15 protein-coding genes and 1 pseudogene are annotated in these 16,630 nt (G+C 54.0%); 4 read left to right on the forward strand and 12 right to left on the reverse strand.

Going from position 1 to position 16,630, the window contains the following annotated elements; translation table 11 throughout:
- Nucleotides 1-135 precede the first annotated feature (135 nt).
- The 4 genes and pseudogenes from EAW52_RS23335 to EAW52_RS23355 form a co-directional block, all read right to left on the reverse strand.
- Nucleotides 136-1,434: a Zn-dependent hydrolase gene (locus EAW52_RS23335; protein ID WP_256680669.1), complete on the reverse strand. Its 1,299-nt coding sequence runs from the start codon at nucleotides 1,432-1,434 to the stop codon at nucleotides 136-138.
- A 76-nt stretch (nucleotides 1,435-1,510) separates the two neighbouring features.
- Nucleotides 1,511-2,284: a FadR/GntR family transcriptional regulator gene (locus tag EAW52_RS23340; protein ID WP_177411920.1), complete on the reverse strand. Its 774-nt coding sequence runs from the start codon at nucleotides 2,282-2,284 to the stop codon at nucleotides 1,511-1,513.
- 1,147 nt (nucleotides 2,285-3,431) lie between these two features.
- Entirely contained in the window at nucleotides 3,432-3,887 is a 456-nt protein-coding gene (locus tag EAW52_RS23350; protein WP_162997790.1) for an NADPH-dependent F420 reductase, read from the reverse strand.
- A gap of 41 nt (nucleotides 3,888-3,928) precedes the next feature.
- Nucleotides 3,929-4,135: pseudogene (locus EAW52_RS23355) on the reverse strand (SDR family NAD(P)-dependent oxidoreductase); the annotation flags it as partial.
- 109 nt (nucleotides 4,136-4,244) lie between these two features.
- Between EAW52_RS23355 and EAW52_RS23360 the strand changes: the two are divergent.
- Nucleotides 4,245-5,186, forward strand: a complete 942-nt coding sequence (locus tag EAW52_RS23360) for a LysR family transcriptional regulator (protein WP_122044273.1) — start codon at nucleotides 4,245-4,247, stop codon at nucleotides 5,184-5,186.
- Between the two features lie 229 nt (nucleotides 5,187-5,415).
- Here the strand turns inward: EAW52_RS23360 and EAW52_RS23365 are convergent, their stop codons facing one another.
- Nucleotides 5,416-5,946, reverse strand: coding sequence for a TetR/AcrR family transcriptional regulator (locus EAW52_RS23365; RefSeq protein WP_122044274.1), 531 nt, complete (start codon nucleotides 5,944-5,946; stop codon nucleotides 5,416-5,418).
- A 172-nt stretch (nucleotides 5,947-6,118) separates the two neighbouring features.
- Here EAW52_RS23365 and EAW52_RS23370 point away from each other — a divergent pair, with 172 nt between their 5' ends.
- On the forward strand, nucleotides 6,119-7,528 hold the full coding sequence (locus EAW52_RS23370) for an amidase (RefSeq protein ID WP_122044275.1): 1,410 nt from the start codon (nucleotides 6,119-6,121) through the stop codon (nucleotides 7,526-7,528).
- A gap of 216 nt (nucleotides 7,529-7,744) precedes the next feature.
- On the opposite strand, the gene EAW52_RS23375 is transcribed toward EAW52_RS23370, so the two are convergent.
- The 5 genes from EAW52_RS23375 to EAW52_RS23395 form a co-directional block, all read right to left on the reverse strand.
- On the reverse strand, nucleotides 7,745-8,485 hold the full coding sequence (locus EAW52_RS23375; protein WP_122044276.1) for an SDR family oxidoreductase: 741 nt from the start codon (nucleotides 8,483-8,485) through the stop codon (nucleotides 7,745-7,747).
- Nucleotides 8,482-9,639: an alkene reductase gene (locus EAW52_RS23380; RefSeq protein ID WP_122044277.1), complete on the reverse strand. Its 1,158-nt coding sequence runs from the start codon at nucleotides 9,637-9,639 to the stop codon at nucleotides 8,482-8,484. The genes EAW52_RS23375 and EAW52_RS23380 overlap by 4 nt, the downstream gene beginning before the upstream one ends.
- A 126-nt stretch (nucleotides 9,640-9,765) precedes the next feature.
- The gene (locus EAW52_RS23385; protein WP_122044278.1) at nucleotides 9,766-10,455 is read right to left on the reverse strand and encodes a type 1 glutamine amidotransferase domain-containing protein; all 690 of its coding nucleotides are present in this window, start codon (nucleotides 10,453-10,455) and stop codon (nucleotides 9,766-9,768) included.
- A gap of 89 nt (nucleotides 10,456-10,544) precedes the next feature.
- Nucleotides 10,545-11,315, reverse strand: coding sequence for an alpha/beta fold hydrolase (locus EAW52_RS23390; protein WP_122044279.1), 771 nt, complete (start codon nucleotides 11,313-11,315; stop codon nucleotides 10,545-10,547).
- Between the two features lie 362 nt (nucleotides 11,316-11,677).
- Nucleotides 11,678-12,280, reverse strand: coding sequence for a TetR/AcrR family transcriptional regulator (locus EAW52_RS23395; protein ID WP_122044280.1), 603 nt, complete (start codon nucleotides 12,278-12,280; stop codon nucleotides 11,678-11,680).
- Nucleotides 12,281-12,494: 214 nt separating this feature from the next.
- Between EAW52_RS23395 and EAW52_RS23400 the strand changes: the two genes are divergently transcribed.
- Nucleotides 12,495-12,881 carry a chemotaxis protein CheB gene (locus EAW52_RS23400; protein ID WP_162997702.1) on the forward strand — a complete coding sequence of 129 codons (387 nt, stop codon included), beginning with the start codon at nucleotides 12,495-12,497 and terminating at the stop codon, nucleotides 12,879-12,881.
- Between the two features lie 512 nt (nucleotides 12,882-13,393).
- Nucleotides 13,394-13,537, forward strand: coding sequence for a hypothetical protein (locus EAW52_RS26540; RefSeq protein WP_256680670.1), 144 nt, complete (start codon nucleotides 13,394-13,396; stop codon nucleotides 13,535-13,537).
- A 468-nt stretch (nucleotides 13,538-14,005) separates the two neighbouring features.
- On the opposite strand, the gene EAW52_RS23415 is transcribed toward EAW52_RS26540, so the two are convergent.
- Both EAW52_RS23415 and fabF read right to left on the reverse strand, forming a co-directional pair.
- Nucleotides 14,006-15,256, reverse strand: a complete 1,251-nt coding sequence (locus tag EAW52_RS23415) for a multidrug effflux MFS transporter (protein ID WP_256680857.1) — start codon at nucleotides 15,254-15,256, stop codon at nucleotides 14,006-14,008.
- Nucleotides 15,257-15,258: 2 nt separating this feature from the next.
- A complete protein-coding gene (gene fabF, locus EAW52_RS23420) occupies nucleotides 15,259-16,551 on the reverse strand; it encodes a beta-ketoacyl-ACP synthase II (RefSeq protein WP_122044284.1) in 1,293 nt (430 codons plus the stop codon).
- Between the last annotated feature and the right edge of the window lie 79 nt (nucleotides 16,552-16,630).

Raw genomic sequence — 16,630 nt, forward strand, 5'->3', positions numbered from 1 at the left:
TGCTAAGGTTGGGGCAGGTCATCCCGCATAGCGGGTAGGTAGGCCATGGATAAAGGCCTGTCACATTGCCGGGTTAGCCCGGCTTATAGGATGCAGTGCACGATAGGGAAAGAAGTTCGACTTACCAGCTTCGCGCTACTGGTATGGGAAGACGGAGGCCTCAAACACAGGTTGGCTGCAACCAGCCATTTCCAGCATTGCGCTCAGCAGCACGTTGCAACCAGCAGCCAGGTGTTCTGGCTGGGCATTCTCAATTTCGTTATGACTAATTCCGTTTTCACACGGCACAAAGATCATGGCAGCCGGACCCAGCTCCGCTACGAATATGGCATCGTGGCCCGCGCCACTGACGATATCCTGATAGCTGTATCCATAGTGCTGCGCGCCTCTGCGAACCGCGTTTACACAGCCGGTCTTAAAGTGCAAGGGAGGGAAGTCCGCTGTTGGCGTCAGGGTGTAGCTCAGCCCATGGCGCTGACAAGCATTCTCTATCGCCTCGGTCGTTTCAGCCACCATAGCGTCAAGGTGAGTGCTGTCTAGATGGCGAAAATCAATTGTCATCTGAACCTGTCCTGGAATCACGTTACGCGACGCGGGGTACACCTCCAAGCATCCTACGGTACCGCATGCATGGGGGAGATGCAGGTGTGCTGCACGGTTTACCGCTTCCACGACAGCGGCAGCTCCAACAAGTGCATCTTTACGCAGGTGCATCGGCGTAGGACCCGCGTGGGACTCCACACCCGTGAGGGTGAGGTCAAACCACTTCTGTCCCAGGCACCCTGTTACCACGCCAATGGTCTTACCCTGGTCTTCCAAGATCGGACCCTGTTCGATATGTGCTTCAAAATAGGCACCCACCGGATGACCCACAGCGGAACGCGGGCCAGCATAGCCAATGGCTTCCAGTGCTTGCTTGACGCTGATGCCGCTGGCGTCACACCTGGAATAGGTCTCTTCTACGGAAAACTTCCCAGCAAACACCCCTGACCCCATCATGCAAGGGGGAAACCGTGATCCTTCCTCGTTGGTCCAGACGACGATTTCAAGTGGTGCCTCGGTTTCAATACCATGGTCGTTAAGCGTACGAATGACCTCCAGGCCCGCCATGACACCAAAACAGCCATCAAACTTACCTCCTGTGGGTTGGGTATCGATATGGCTACCCGTCATGACAGGAGCAAGAGCTGGATTGCGGCCTGGCCGTCGTGCGAAAAGATTACCTATGGTATCGCACGTGACGACGCACCCGGCTCCTTCGCACCATTGAATGAACAGATCGCGGGCCTGGCGATCAAGGTCAGTCAATGCCAATCGGCAGACTCCACCTTTAGGCGTGGCGCCTATCTGAGCAAGTTCCATGAGCGACTGCCACAGCCGTTCGCCATCGATTTGGGGAATTAAGGGTTTGTGCGCACGTGATGCAAGAGACATGAGCGTCCTCTCTAGTTGAGTATTCATGTTCCGGCAGTCGAAAAAGGATCAACACATCGTTGCGCTCTGTGGCGCTTTAGACAATCTGACTTACCCTTGCAAAGTCCAGAAGAACGTGACGTGCCATCTCGCCTTCGAGTGCTGTCATATGTTGCTCGGCATCGCACATATGCTCATGCATCAGCTGGCGAACAGCCGCTTCGTCCTTGACGCGCCAGGCCTGGAGGAGCGCCTGGTGATAATTTACGTTTGATTCCCCAAATGCATCACGACTCGGTAGATAGGCTTTTTTTAAGACCACCAGATCACGAAGCATGTCGTTCATAAAGCGTGACATAAAGCCGAGTAGGGGGTTGGCACACCGTTCAGCCAGAAGGTTATGGAACTCAATCTCTGCAATTCGTTGAGCACGCTGTTGAGCCTCGCTCGTAAGCGGCAGGCTACAAAACTCAATGTTTCGCTCCAGCTCTTGGAAGTCCTCTTCGTTTAGCCGACCTATAACCGCCACGGCAATCTCGACTTCTATGATCTTGCGTAACTGGTAAACCTGCGCGCCATCGACGTGATTGAAGTGCAGATAATTACGAAGCGCCCGACTGGCCGGCTCCATATCCACTTCACAGAGGTAGGCGCCACCGCTAGGGCCAGTTCGCATGATGACCAGTCCTTCTACCTCTAAAGCCTTTAAGGCCTCTCTGACCGTTCCCTTGGAACATCCAAAGCGCTCCATCAACTCTTTTTCCTGAGGTAAACGATCACCAGGCTTGAGCTGCTCCATAACAATAGAGCGCTTCACTTCCTCGACAATAAGATCAGATAACTTTTGTCTTCTCCGAACTGGCGGCTTCATGATTTATCACATTTATACGTATAAATAGAACTTAGGAGGTGCTTTGGCAGGTGTCAATCCATCCGCAAGCTCCAGTGTCGTACCTACACCCTTAATGTCGTTTACAGAACGTGTTTGGCTTCTGTAGGCCTGCAAGCACTCACCCCAAGGTCTCAATCCTTAACGCAACCTGGTGTGGCTCTACGATATCCATGAAGTGCCGCCGGCCTTGAGTCTATTTTTGCCCTCAATACAGACCTTTTACTCTCACGATCCAGATACAGGTCGCCGCGCTTGATAAGCCTAGTCACAGCGATCCTAGCGATCGCCTTGGATCACGTGACTCAAGTTATGGTTACTAGAGCTTGATAGCGGATGTCTGACGGACCTTTCCTAATCTTCAAAATTTCCTGCTTGTTCCAGAGCTATCCGACTGTGATTTCCTCAAGCACTCATCAGATATTTGACAGTTCAAAGCAGAAGGAAAGCAGGTAAGTTTTCAAGCAGAAATGATCCAGATAAGAAAGCAGGGTTCACTGAGAGCTTTGTCTCTAACGAGACTATTGTTGCAGGTCTAACTGCAACTGACGTAGGGCCATTGTTAAGTAATGCGCTCAAGTGGCCTACATACTATTTAAACTCAGCGAATGTTCGTTTCTACGATAATAAAGGGCCCGAGCTTGCTGAAGGCGTACGTTTTAACTTTGAGACGTTTGGGTTTTCAGTGGAGGCCAATGCAATGAATATGTGTCTCCCCAAAACGGAGGACCCGGTCGTATGGTATGGCATGGCTGGGCGGGGGAAAGAGATACGAGGTTTGACGTTCATCACGCATGGCTTATAGAAGATCTTTCGCTGGGGCGAGTACGAATCCTTACCCAAGAAACTCAGAAAGGTAAACCTGCTGAGGAATTAGCCCAAGCCTAATCCTATGATCAACGGTCACCAGGACTGGTTGGATGGATTGGTCAAAGCCGCTCGTAGAAAGACCTTATAGACAGGTGTGGATTAGCTTCAGGCTGCGCTCTGATAGGCTTTTTTGTATCGTCGTCAGGATGTACTTCAACGACTACATAGCCTTGAGTGGTAGCTGTTGTCCAAAAACAGACAGTGAGTACCGACCGCATTCAACTAGCAACGGACGCTAGAGGCGTCCGCCATAAATGCCCTAGCGATGTAGCTCTAAATTCAGCGCGCTCAATGGCCCGCCGGGAAACTGTGCCAAGTGTCCTTCGGCGGGCCCGCCGAGATCTATGCCGGCAAAGCCCAGGCGCTCCATCAGTGCAGCCACTGCTGCCTTAGCCGAGGCATCCTTACCTGCATAGAACAGCACACGATCGCCACCCTTAGCCTTCTGGTCAGCCTCAAGCAGCGTCGGAGCCAAGTGGTTAAAGGCCTTGACCAAGCGGGCTCCGGGCAAGAGCTGGGCTACTACCTCGCTGGAGCTTTTATCACCTAGGTCAAAGGGCTGAAAAGTCGGAGCTTCGATTGGGTTGTTGGCATCTACCACAATCCGCCCGTTCCAGGGGCCAAGGCCGTCCAGCGCGGCAGGGATTCTCGACCAGTTCACAGCGAGAAAGACGATGTCCGCCTGAGCGGCTTGCTCGTGGCTTACCGGTTTAATCGTCGGCCCTAGTTCGTCGACGAAGGCCCATAGGCTTTCCGGGCATCGGCGGCGATAGCAATGGCACGGCCGCCAGCCGAGACAATGTGCTTGACTACTGTCTCGGCCTTATCCGGCGAGGCGTTGTAAGTAATAGCGACGTGCGCCCCATCTTCAGCTAGACGTTTGGCAATAGCTGCGCCGATGCTATGTGAGCCACCGGTAACCAGCGCAACCTGGCCATTAAGAGGAAGGTTCGAGGTGTTCATAATGTAGATCTCACAAGTGATTAGATGTGCTTATGAAACTCCTTTCTCTCACCGCCTAGTAGCTAGCAAAGGCTATAATCATTTTCAACTACTGCTTGAAGGTAATGCTGTGGAAACGCTGGCTAATTTGGAATCCTTCGTACGTAGCGCCGAATGCGGCAGTTTTTCCGCCGCGGCGCGACGTCTAGGTCTGACCCCCGCAGCCGTTAGCCGTAACGTCGCTCAGTTAGAATCCAATCTTGGTGTACGCCTTTTCCAGCGCAGCACCAGACGTCTGACTCTGACCGAGGCTGGTGAGCGCTTTCTTGGTAACGTGGGCGGTGGGTTGATTAGCATTCAAGCAGCTATCGCTGAGCTTGCTAACAGTGCCGGCGCGCCGACTGGCGTGCTGCGTCTATCCGCTGCCCCCACCTTTGGCCGTGACTTCCTACTACCATTGATGCCTGAATTTATTGCCCGTTTCCCGGCAGTAACGCCGGAATGGCACTTCGACAATCGTCAGGTAGAGCTGATCGCCGACGGCTTCGACGCTGCCATTGGCGGAGGCATCGAACTATCACCTGGAGTTGTGGCGCGTGAGCTCGCACCAGCTCATCTCGTGCTTGTGGCAGCGCCCGGCTATCTGGTTGGACGACCAAAGCCCGAACGACCGGAGCACTTGGCTGCTCTGGATCACCTGGCCATGCGTTCTAGCCAGAGCGGCAAGGTACGTAGCTGGATGTTGCGGGGTCCAAAGAACGAATGCGTGCCTCTGGAGCCGCGTCCACGAATGCTGGTTAATGATCCCCAGGCACTCTGTAGCAGTGCGCTTTTGGGTTTGGGCGTAGCACTGTTAGCCGTACCGGACGTTCTGGGACAGTTAGCGAGCGGTACCCTGGTAAGACTACTACCGGACTGGTATGTGGATGCAGGCCCTATTTCTCTCTACTTTGCTAGCCAGAAACTGTTGCCGGCCAAGACACGTGCCTTCGTCGATTACTTGGTTGAACATGCCCGTGAACAGGAATGGCAAGACCGTTTCGATGTCCGGCATCGAGGTGCGATAAGCTGACGTCTATTACTAACCGATAGCTGTCATTCAGGTCACTACTATATTCATTAGGTATACCCTAATGAATATATATAAATCGCGATGCCCTAAGCTGGCGTAGAGTTCAGTTAGATAAAGATTACATGCTATTGATCCAAAGCAAGTCCGGGCATTGGCCGATAATTGATGTCGCAACTCTAAACCATCTGCTGCCAACGTACCCGGCCGGTGAGCTGTCTATTTACCATCCTCAGACTGAAAAAAGGCCGGCTTTGCGGTAGTTTTCAATCAGGGTATCGAACATTGTAATATCAGCTTGGCCCCGCGCCATAAGCTGAGCCCCTGAAACGGCAGCAAAAATCGCAAGCGCGCGCTGTTCCGCCTGCTCCGACGTCATTCCTGCAGCCTGTAACACCTTACTTAGCCAAGCGACATTTACATTCACAAATCCCTGAACCTCTTTCTGCACCGTTGCTGGTAGGTTGTCGTATTCGGCTGACATAAAGCTGCAGAGGCATATGCGGTTACCGTTCTCCAGCGACTGGCGAAAGGTTTGCGGATAGCGGTGCAGGCAGGTCTCAGGATTGCCTGCTTCCACCGCCAGTGCTTCCAGCGTTGCTGCTGAGTCCTCCCAGTACCGGCGCGCCACTGCTGCAGCAAGGTCAGCTTTGCTGGGGAAGTGGTAGTACAGACTAGCCGCCTTGATGCCCACGTGTTCAGCAAGGGCACGCAGATTCAATCCTCCATAGCCATGTGCCTGCGCAATCCTGGTGGCCGCCATCAGAATCCTGTCACTGGAAGCCGAGCTTAAGTCATTTTTCACCGATCTGCCCCTAAGAAAACTATTGACGAGCTAGATTATAGCGCCTAGCTTTTTATCTAACAAACGTTAGTTAGGCATTTTGTAAAGCCTTGTTTGCCGCTCCCATTAAACCTATCTCTAGAGGCAAGCCATGAACTCCGTACTCATCTACCAAGACGCCACAAAACTGGCTCAACTGATTCGTACTAAAGAGGTTTCACCTGTTGAGGTCATGCAGGCTCACCTGGATCGAATCGAAGCGTTGAACCCCAAGGTCAATGCAATTGTTACCGTTGCGCAAGATGCCCTCAAAGAAGCAAAGGCAGCTGAAGCAGTGGTTTTGTCGGGCGCAGAACTGGGCCCATTGCACGGCGTGCCCTTTACGGTAAAAGACTCAATCGACACCGCGGGTGTACTGACACAACGCGGATCCCCAATCTTTAAGGGCCGTGTTCCAGGTGCCGATGCGACCAGCGTAGCGCGTATGAAGCGAGCGGGAGGCATCCTGCTCGCCAAGACAAACCTGCCCGAGTTTTCTTATTGGATTGAAAGCGATAACCTGCTCTCCGGCGCCTCAAATAACCCGTGGGATCTGACCCGTACACCTGGTGGATCCAGCGGAGGTGAGTCCGCTGCCATTGCTGCAGGTATGTCACCGATCGGCCTAGGCACCGACCTTGCCATCTCCGTGCGTGGTCCTGCTGCGCAAACCGGCATTACATCCATGAAGGCGACCCACGGTCGTGTCCCTATGACCGGTATCTGGCCACGGGCGCCGCGCCGCTTCTGGCACGTCGGCCCAATGGCCCGCTCAGTTCGAGACATTGCCCTTGCGTTCTCGCAACTGGCCGGTCCCGACGGCAAGGATGCGTTTTCCACTAGCACCGTCCAGTACGATGCAGGTATTGGTCGCATGCCTTTTGGACCGCTGCGCATCGGCTGGATGGTTGGCCCTGGATTTGGGCCAATTGATCCCGAGGTGGCAGCCACCGTTAAGGCAGCCGCCAAGGCTTTGCAGGATATGGGTATCTTTGTCGAGCAGGTCGGCATTCCAGCATTGGAGCGTGATTTTGCCTTGGATGTTTTTAACAAGCTCCACGTCATGGAAATGAAGCCCGCCTTTGCAGCGGTCACCGCTGGCCGAAGGCAGGATGAACTCTACAAAATGGCAAAAACCATGCTTTCACTGCCCGATACATCGATGCAGGACTATATAGAGGCCGAACAGGCGGCCGAGCGACTGCGTGATGGCTACGCCGATTACTTCTCGCGTTACGATGCCTTGATTACCCATGTGCTTCCAATCCCTGCCCACAAGCACGGCGTTGATAGCTTTGTCATTGACGGTCAGACCGTGGATGCTACCTATCTTCAGGGGGCAACCGTGCCGCTTAATGTGACTGGTTTGCCCGGTGTGGCAATGCGGTTCGGCACTAGCAAGGAAGGGCTGCCGATTAACGTGCAGATCGTCGGTAAGTGGCAAGCGGAGTCTACTATCCTTCATGTCGCCTCACTGCTTGAGGCAGTGAGTTCCGTTCGGGATCTTCGCCCAAGCCTCTGACCTCAACGACGTTCGGGAGCCTAAAACCCCGAGCGTCGTTATCCAAAAGCAAGCAAGGCGCGTTTTTATGGTTCATTCAAGCCTAGGATCTGGTACCGGCTGGAAGCTATCTATCATCGAGGGCGCCTCTCCCAAATTCGACCAGCCGCGTATTTATCAATGTACGTTCCGGATGTTCAGCAATAAGGCGATACGAAGCGCGGCCCAGGTTCTCGATCAGAACTCTTGCTGGGTTGGGCGGAGAACTATTTCATTAATGTCTACATCGTCAGGCTGTTCGATCGCGAACGCGATGGCTCGTGCTACTGATGCGGCTGGAATAGCCTGCTTGTAGAAATCCAGTACATTGTCCTTGGCCGTACCGGAGGTACTATGCTTGAGATCGCTGTCTACCGCCCCGGGTGCAATCGACGTCACCCGTACCTTGTCTCCTACCTCCTGTCTTAATCCTTCTGAGATGGCACTGACGGCGAACTTAGTACCTGAATAGACTGTGCCACCAGGCGCAAAGACTTTGACGCCGGCCACTGAACTCAAGTTGATGATATGGCCGCTTTCCTGAGTCAGAAAGCGTGGCAGCGCAGCCGCGATACCATAAAGGGTCCCCTTGAGATTAACGTCGATCATCATGTCCCATTCATCGGTGTTGACCTCTGCCATCGGGCGGATCGGCATAAGCCCGGCGTTGTTGATGAGCACATCGAGTTTGCCGAAGTCCGCTACGACGGCAGCCACTACTGTTTCCACTTCATGTTTATCGGTGACATCAAGCGTGTAACCCTTGGCTATACCTCCCTGAGTTCTAATCTCGGCTACAACCTCATCAAGTTTGTCTTTTCTACGCGCAGCAACTGCCACTTTGGCACCGCGCGCGGCCAGCAACCTGGCCACTTCGGCCCCGATACCCGTGCTGCCGCCTGTGATCAACACTACTTTTCCTTCAATACCTTTGCTCATGACAGCACCTCTTTCTTAACTTCAAATTCCGTTGGGGAGTACAGCGGATAATCTGTAAACCCTTGTTCGCCACCGCCATAAAGGGTGGCAGCACTAAGTGCATTCAACGGCCAGCCATTGGCAATGCGCTGGGGCAAGTCGGGATTGGCGATAAAGGGGCGACCAAAAGCTATGAGGTCAGCAAGGTCTGCCTCGACAATACGTGCAGCGCGATCTGCGGTGTACAGGCCGGCATAAAGGATGCGGCCACTGAATGTACGTCTTACCTCGCGCCGGAAGGCTTCCGGCAGATCAGGAGCATTTGGCCAGTCGGCTTCGGCAATCGACAGATAAGCGATGCCTACCTCCTCGAGCACCTTAATAGCTTCTATATAAGTCTGATGCGGATCTTCCTCGACAAAGCCGATGTAGACACGGTCTTCGCTGGTACTGGTGAACAGGGGAGTGAATCGTACGCCGATGCGGTCCGGTCCTACGACTGCGCTCACGGCCTGCACTACCTCCCTCAGGAAACGCAGGCGGTTGTTCAGCGAACCACCATACTTATCGTTGCGCTGATTGGCGTGTGCTGAAATGAACTGGTTGACCAGATAGCCATTGGCCGAGTGGATTTCAAGGCCATCAAAGCCAGCGCTTAATGCATTGCGCGCCGCTTGGGCGTATAGCTCAATTAATCCCTTGATTTCAGTGACGGTCAGCTCGCGAGGCTCGGAAGGCTCAACCAGGATACCGGCACCTGGGCCGGTTTCGATAAAGGCTTTCACCTTTTGTGCCTGGATTGCCGAGGGCGCAATCGGCGCTGCATTGTCTGGTTGTAATGCGGTATGGGAAACGCGGCCGACATGCCAGAGTTGAGCAAAGATCACCCCACCTTCAGCATGCACGGCGTTGGTCACCTTGCGCCATCCGTCAATCTGCGCCTGGCTGTAAATGCCAGGTGTCCAGGCATAGCCCTTACCTCGCGGTTCGATCTGAGTACCTTCGCTGATGATGAATCCGGCGCTGGCTCGTTGTTGGTAGTAGGTAGCCATGAGCGCTGTCGGCACATCGCCGGGCTGGCCACTGCGCTGGCGAGTGAGTGGCGGCATGACAATACGATTTTTTAGGGTATAAGGACCCAATGTGGTCGGTTCAAACAGTGAGCCGTGTTCCATGATTCAGTTCCTTCTTGCGTCAGCTGCTAAATGTTCGATTACAAACAGCAAGGCCTGATGTACTTAAGGTTCAAGTATTCTTTCAGGCCCTGGGTGGACCACTAATGCCTCCCACCGATAGCGAGCTTACACATTCTTCTGGTTCAGCTTCTCAACGAGAACCTTTGCGGCTTCGCTGGATGAAGTGGGGTTCTGCCCCGTGATCAGCAGACCATCACTGACTACGTAGGAGGCCCAATCGTCGCCTTTGGAGTACAGCCCGCCGTTGGCTTTGAGCACATCCTCAACCAAGAAGGGCACTACGTGGGTCAGGCCTACGGCCTCTTCCTCAGTGTTGGTAAAACCGGTGACATTCTTGCCTTCGACCAACGGAGTTCCATCTGGCTTTTTCACATGGCGGAGGACGCCAGGAGCGTGGCAAACGAGGGCAGTAGGTTTGCCCGCAGCAAGGAATGATTCAATCAACTGGATCGAGTTAGGGTCTTCAGCCAGATCCCATAGTGGGCCATGGCCGCCTGGATAGAACACAGCGTCAAAATCGCCTTCCGAAACGCTGTCCAGCCGCACGGTGTTAGCCAGTAATGCTGTTGCTACAGTATCGGCTTCGAAACGGCGGGTCAGATCAGTCTGGAAGGAGGGCTCGTTGCTCTTTGGATCTAGCGGAGGTTGGCCACCCCTGGGAGAGGCCAAGACGATTTCTGCCTGGGCGTCCAGGAAGGCATAGTAAGGAGCCGCGAGTTCTTCGAGCCAGAACCCAGTCTTACGGCCAGTATTTCCAAGAGTGTCATGCGAGGTCAAAACCATGAGAATTTTCATTTTGATGTACCTATTTTCGGTTCAAGTTGGGATTACAGGGTTTTATGGTTTATAATAGACCGGTCGTCTACAGATTGAGCAAATGAAAATCACTTCGCTGCCTTGATGATCAAGTCTGCTACCTCCTGAGGATGAGACAGCATTGCTACATGACTTGACGGCACTTCCACCGAGATAGCATGCATGCGCTTGGCCTGATCCAGCTGCTGTTGAGGTGAAATGATTGCATCGTTACGAGCCACTACGGCATAGGAGGGAACGGTATGCCAGGCCACGTGCTTGACGGGTTCATTCAGCGCGCGGCTGTTCAAGGCCCCCTGGGTTGCGGCGACGAGCGTTTGCTCAGGCTGTGGCAGATCTGGAGCGAAATATTTGGCGACGCCTTCATTACTAACTTTGACGTAGCCGGCTTGGTCTTTAATGAAAGATGACTGGCCTGGGCTCTGCGGATAACCTTTAGCGGTATCCAGGGCGGACTGGCCTTCGGCAGGTGCAAAAGCTGCTACGTAGACGAGCGAGTGAACCTTATTGTTCACGCCAGCATCCGTAATCACCGCGCCTCCCCAGGAATGCCCCACCAGCACGACAGGGCCTTCGGCATCTGCGATGGCACGATTGGTAAACGCCACATCGCCTTCCAGAGAGTCAAGCGGGTTCTGCACCGCGACAACTTTTAATCCAGCCTGTTGAAGCAGTGGGATTACCTTATTCCAGGACGAACCGTCTGCAAACGCTCCATGTACCAGCACAACGGTTTTCGCAGGGCTGCTTGCAGTGGTGTCCTGCGCAGCAGCGACACCTGCATGTGCCACAAATGCCAACGAGGATATAAATGCGGCCAGTTGGGTACGTATTTTCATCACTGTGTTCCTTTGTGGGGTGAGCTAATGTGTGCTTACCATAGACTTGAGTAGACCAGTCGTCTAGTACTTTTTTAAATTATTTTGTATAGGTGTCCGCACTATGCTTCGTGCATCTTTGCACTATGGGTGGAAGGTGGAAGGTGGATAGCATCCTGCGTCGCTCCGCTCTTATTCACCTGAAGGAATTTTCAATGCTGATCCTCTAACGGATCATTCATTAAGAGTGTTTGAAGGGGAGCTTGTTAATACGGCCTTTGCTCGGTTGCCAGCGGAAGCCGTATTAGCAATGGTACCGCTTGCTGGCGGAATGCCAAGCAAGGGTGAACGATGTATGGATGATGCCTGGCCCGTAGGCAATATTAGGTCAGGTTGAGAATTTGCCGCGTGGTCGTCAATGCCATCTCAAACGGTTGGGTATTTCTAGAGATCTTAACCATGACACTGGCCCCCACCCACAACTGATACAGGCTTTGCGCAACCACATAAGGATCATTGGAAACTTTCAGAGATCCCTCTGCGACACCCGTCTCCAGGGCTTGCGCGAGGCGATCGGTGATGCCTGATGTACCACGCTTAAGTACAGAGCGCATAGCTTCTGAAAGGTCGGCTACCTCAACCCCCAACTTGACGGCCAGACACTTTCCCTGGCAATCCATAAAGGATTGGCTTTCCTGCCATACCTCCCAATAGTTCATCAGCCGCTGTGCCATGGTCAGGCCGGGCTGGTTAAGTATTTGGTCGAGCTCCTCCAGATAGGTCTGAAAATAACTTTCTAATAGTGCTTCGCCAAAAGAGTCCTTGGAATCAAAGTAATGATAAAAAGACCCTTTTGGCACGCCAGCAGCTGCCAGAATCTCATTCAGACCTACAGCCGAATACCCTTTGGCGGCCATGATTCTCTGGCCTACATCAAGTATTCCCTGACGGACATCGGATGTTTCACGTTTCTTTGAAATGCTCATGTCGACGATGCTATCTCACTAATCGGTCGGTCTACTAGTACTTTGCATGCAGCTGACCTTAGACGTTTGCAACTGTTTTGGCTATACAAGGAGGCAACAGATAAACAATGGATACTGGATCGAGTTCGCTTTACTCAGTTTATAGATATTACCGCTTTGGACGCTGCCGTAAGAATTGGCGATCTATAGAAGGCTTCGCCGGATAACTTTTATATTGGTCGTACCGCCGGACCGGCATCTTCAAGGCGAGTACGGCACCCTCAAGCTTACCTATGGGCCTAAGGAAAACTACTCCCGTTCAGCCATTGCCCCGTTGTCTCGCTCGGCCGCCATGACGTTTTGCCAGAATGCCATTGGCGTCTTGCTTACTGGTAACCTTGATGGGCCAATAAATAATCAAGGCCTACGGCGGAACCGCCCTCGTTCAGGACCGCTGGAAGCCAAGTCGCCAGGTATACCGCTCAGTGCACCTCAATACGCCAATGTCGACTTCTGCCTACCCGTCAACGACATTTCAGCGAAGCTGATCGGGCCAGGCGGCCAGGGTGAGGGCAAGGTAACGCATGATGTGCCTGAACCGGTTAGCCAGAGATTCAGTTAGCTGAAGAGGCGGGGGCTACTACGGTCGAAACGCTTTAGCGTGTCGGTAAAGCCTTAACCTGCCAAAATGTCATGGCGCGCTGTAGGAGATGGGGACAAATCATCTGTGTTATCCCTGCTATGCCGGTTATACCTCCATTGTGTTCACCACAGGATACGGTTATGGAGGAGTTATATGGGCAGCTGTTCGAGCGCTCCATGAGAAAGAAATGTTGCATCGCCGATTGGCTGAAAGTGCTGACAGAAGTGATGAGGCGGCTAAGGAACAAGAGCGCATAGCTTAGGTGGCTTGCCACAACGCAGAAACACTCAAGGCCGTGGTTGGTTATAGGGAACAGCAGGCTGGCTTTACCAATACAGTTGGGTAGAGCGAGGGCAAGGCGTAGTCAGCTTTAATGATGATGGGCGTTTAGCGAGGCGTGTATGAGCAACCCAGCCAAATTTGATCCGCACGGTTCATATGATGTGATTTGTAAGGGGGCTAAGGTCGCAGAGCTTCACCAAAGACGCTTTATGGAGGGGCCTCGCTTCGAGGTCTGTACGGGTGAGATCGTGGATGAGCGGCTGTTCATCAAGGGCTCGCCTGTAGGGATGCTGTCCGGACTCACCATTATCCGTCTTAACGACGGCGTTTTTTACGAGCTGAAACAACCGTAGTGGGGTTGCCTGAAGCTTTGAGCTTAAACTGCCTTACCTTTGCTGAAATATACTCTTTAGACATCCCCCCGCCCTAAAGGACGGGATTCCACAGATGGACGCTCATGTCCGAGCGCGAAAATGATTCTGGCCGCGTTAATATCGCGGTCGTGAGCGACACCGCACTCACAGTAGGTCCATTCTCTTATACACAACCCATTGACGTTCTGCGGTGCTACTAAGGAGGACAGGAGCGGGTGGTGTATGCCTCGTCTACCTCCTTGAAAACAATACCTGCGTGAGCGCACTTGTATTCCAGCATTGTTTTCAGCATGCCCAGCCAGGGAGGTTCAGTTTGCGTTTGTATTGTTAATCGACGCGACCCGATTCTGACTTTCGCGATTAGGGTATATTCAGTAATGACAAGGTACACAATGACAACTATCGACCAGCAGTACCCTGCCAAACCTCCAGGCAAGCGAAGTTTAGTCACCGAGTTGCTGAGTTCGGGAGCATCCGGTTTTCGAGCAGTTTATTTAGGGAGAATAGCATCAGCGCCGCAAAACAAACCGTAGCTTGTATGGCTCCTAAAGTTACTACAGGTGCGAACTCCAGTACTGAACCTAGCCACGTTGAAATAGCTCCTGCACCCATGGTTAAAAAACCGAAAAGTGCTGAAGCGAGTCCGGCTTCCTTGCCAAAAGGCCCCATGGCTATAGCCGTTCCCAAGGGGTTAGCAAGACCCATGCCCCAGAGAAACATCACCATCGATAAGGTGTACCATCCCAAACCTGGACTGCTTGGTCCAGCAAGCAGCAGGCATCCAGCCAACAACGCAGTGGCAAGGCCTAGTATGGCTATTGTCGGGCTTCCAAATCGGCGCGCCAGCTGCGGAGCTGCCAGGCCGGCAGCAAACACAACGAAAACGGTGGCCGCGAAGTACAGACCTACCTGTAGCGACGACAGGCCCATGCCGTTCATCATGATGGTCGGTGCAGCGCCAAAGGAAGCGAACAGACCGCTCATCAAAAGGCTCATTGAGGCGGCTGGGAAAATGAACCTCCTATCGAAGACAAGTCTGCTATAAGCGTTCAAAATCTTTGGCATCGACTGCGTAATGCGGCGTTCAGGCGGGAGCGTTTCGCCAATGCCGCGTACATAGAAGAATGCGATGCTGATGGCAGCAACACCGACCGTCACGAAAATTGCCCGCCACCCCAGTGCTGCGTTTAGCAGGCTGCCGAGTAGCGGTGAGAATCCAGGGGCTGTCGCGGTGACGATCATTGCCAGGGAAAGTGCCCGTGCCAGCGTTTCGCCCTCAAACAGATCACGGGCAATAGCCCGCGCCAGTACAGAAGCTGCACAGACGCCAAGCGCCTGTACTACCCGTCCGGCAATTAGCATATCGAGGGTGGCGGCAACACTCGCGACCAGGGCGCCGATCACGAACAGCATGAGCCCGCCGAGAACCAGCCGTACGCGACCGTAACGATCGGCTAGTGGCCCGACCACCAATTGCGCGAGCGCGAAGGTGATGAAGAAATAGGAAAGCGTCAGGCCCAGTTCCCGAGAAGACACGCCAAGTTGCTCACCAATGTCCGGAAACGCAGGAAGGATTATGTTGGTAGACAGGATGCTAATCGCCGATAGGCCGGCCAGCAACGCGACGACTTTGCTAGTCAGCGGCGTGCCGCCTGGATCAGGCGGCACGCTGTTAATCAATACCGCAGTGCGCTGCAGGCTCACGGCGTTGCCTCCCATCTACGGAATAGGACGCTTGCATTAACGCCCCCAAAGCCGAAGCCATTGGAAAGTGCGTAGCTCATCGGCATTTTACGCGCCGTGAGCGCCACTAGATTGAGACCTGCCGCCAAGTCGTCCGGGTGGATGAGGTTCAAGGTCGGCGGAGCGACCTGGTCACGTAACGCTAGCACTGTAAAGATCGCTTCGATTCCTCCTGCTGCGCCAAGTAGGTGGCCAGTCGCGGATTTGGTCGAGCTGATCGCCACGAGTGCATTAGCACCGAACAATGCGCGAATGGCCGCCAGTTCGCTGTTATCGCCAACCTGTGTGGAGGTAGCGTGGGCATTGATATGTTGTACATCGTCAGGGCTGACGGCGGCCTGCTGCAGCGCCTGTTGCATGGCGCGACGAGCGCCGCTGCCGTCCTCGGGCCCTGCGGTGAGGTGGTAGGCATCGGCGCTGGTGCCATATCCCACTAGCTCAGCCAGTGGGGTCGCGCCTCTGTTAAGAGCATGCTCTAGTGACTCGATCACCAATAACCCTGCGCCTTCAGCCATGACGAAACCGTCGCGATCTCGGTCAAATGGCCGTGATGCTTCCTTCGGGTTTTCAGCGAAGCCAGTGGACAGTGCGCGGGCGGCTGCGAAGCAGCCCAGGGTTACCCGGTCTATGGCCGCTTCCGTACCGCCACAGATGGCGATATCGGCTTCTCCACTCCTGATCAACCGAGCTGCATCGCCGATCGCCTGGACACCAGCCGCACACGCGGTCACCGGCGCGCCGATAGGCCCTTTGAAGCCGTTGCGGATGGAGACCTGTCCCGCAGCCATATTGGCCAGGAAGGACGGCGCGGTGAAGGGAGACAGCCTGCGCGGCCCGCGGGCATCGGTTGTGCGTACTGCCTCGGCTATTACGCCGAAACCGCCCACGCCCGAAGCGATGATTGTCGCCGTACGCTGCCGCTCCTCTTCAGTGGCCGGATGCCAACCCGCCTGCTGCAGCGCTTCATGAGCAGCAATAAGCGCAAACTCAATAAAGCGATCCATCTTCTTGCGCTCTTTAGGGAGAATGATTTTCTCCGGTTGGTATCCGGCCACGTCATCTTCCTCCCTCGTAGGAACTTGTGCTCCTACCGTTACGCCAGTGCCTTCGGTGATATCCGCCGACAGCGTGCGAATGCCAGAACCCCCGGCCAGCAGCCGACGCCATACCTCGTCTACACCACAGCCCAATGGCCCTACAACACCTGTGCCGGTTACCACAACACGCTTCTGAGCCTGAATATCGATCATTGGATTCCCCTTTATTCATTAAGCATCCGCTGAAGCAACCAGCGGATGTATTGACTTGCGCTCGCCTGAGATTGGCTGC

This window comes from Pseudomonas sp. LTJR-52, assembly GCF_003691465.1.
GTDB classification, from domain to species: Bacteria; Pseudomonadota; Gammaproteobacteria; order Pseudomonadales; family Pseudomonadaceae; genus Chryseomonas; species Chryseomonas luteola.